The sequence below is a fragment of the Pantoea sp. ANP04 genome (assembly GCF_041982285.1).
Lineage (GTDB): Bacteria > Pseudomonadota > Gammaproteobacteria > Enterobacterales > Enterobacteriaceae > Pantoea > Pantoea eucalypti.
On record NZ_JAUTYS010000037.1, the window covers coordinates 1 to 876 of the forward strand.

The 876-nt window shown below is 53.5% G+C and carries 1 protein-coding gene; it reads left to right on the forward strand.

Features of this window, described 5'->3' with window-relative positions; translation table 11 throughout:
* Positions 1–667, forward strand: a 667-nt coding sequence (locus Q7C21_RS22140) for a carbohydrate ABC transporter permease (RefSeq protein WP_375151105.1), incomplete at its 5' end; no start/stop codon positions are given.
* Positions 668–876: the final 209 nt, after the last annotated feature.

An 876-nucleotide genomic window follows, 5' to 3' on the forward strand; every position in this document is an offset into this window, starting at 1 on the left:
GTTCTTGAACTCCTTGGTCATTACGATCCCGGCTGCCATCATCCCGATCATCATTGCCAGCTTGGCGGCCTACGCTTTTGCCTGGATCAATTTCAAAGGGCGCAACACTCTATTCATCTTGGTCTTTGCATTGCAGATTGTCCCGATCCAGATGGCGCTGGTTCCACTGCTGCAGATGTTTTCCGATGGCGTGGAAATCGGTGGGTTGTATATCCTTCCCGGGCTAGGCGTTAATGGGCTCGACGGGGCCTATGCCAAGGTTTGGATTGCCCATACGATTTTCGCCTTGCCTCTGGCGATCTTCATGCTGCATAACTTCATTTCGGAAATCCCGGAAGAAGTCATTGAAGCTGCACGAGTAGACGGTGCCGGGCACGGAACTATATTCACTCGTATCGTCCTTCCGCTGGCGACTCCTGCCATCGCGTCGTTTGGAATTTTCCAATTCCTCTGGGTATGGAATGACTTGCTGGTGGCCACGGTCTTCACCTCCGGTGGGGAACTTCCGATTACCAAGGCGCTTCAAGACCTCTCAGGTTCTTATGGCCAATCGTGGGAGCTGCTCACAGCCGGAGCGTTCATCTCGATGATCATTCCGCTGGTTGTCTTCTTCGCACTGCAACGATTCTTCGTGCGAGGTTTGCTGGCAGGAGCCAGCAAGGGCTAAGTCGAGCTCGTTCCAGAACCAGAGGGTGTCCGTCTGAAATCTCAGACGGACACCCTCTGGTTCTCTGTTCCCAAGCCATGAATCCTAGGTAGGCTCATGCCTAAAGGACCAGCAACACCACGAAGGCGGAATTCTCATGGCAACCCTGTTGCTTACCAACATTGGACAGCTGACTACGTTTGACCAAAACGCCCGGGTGCTGGAACACG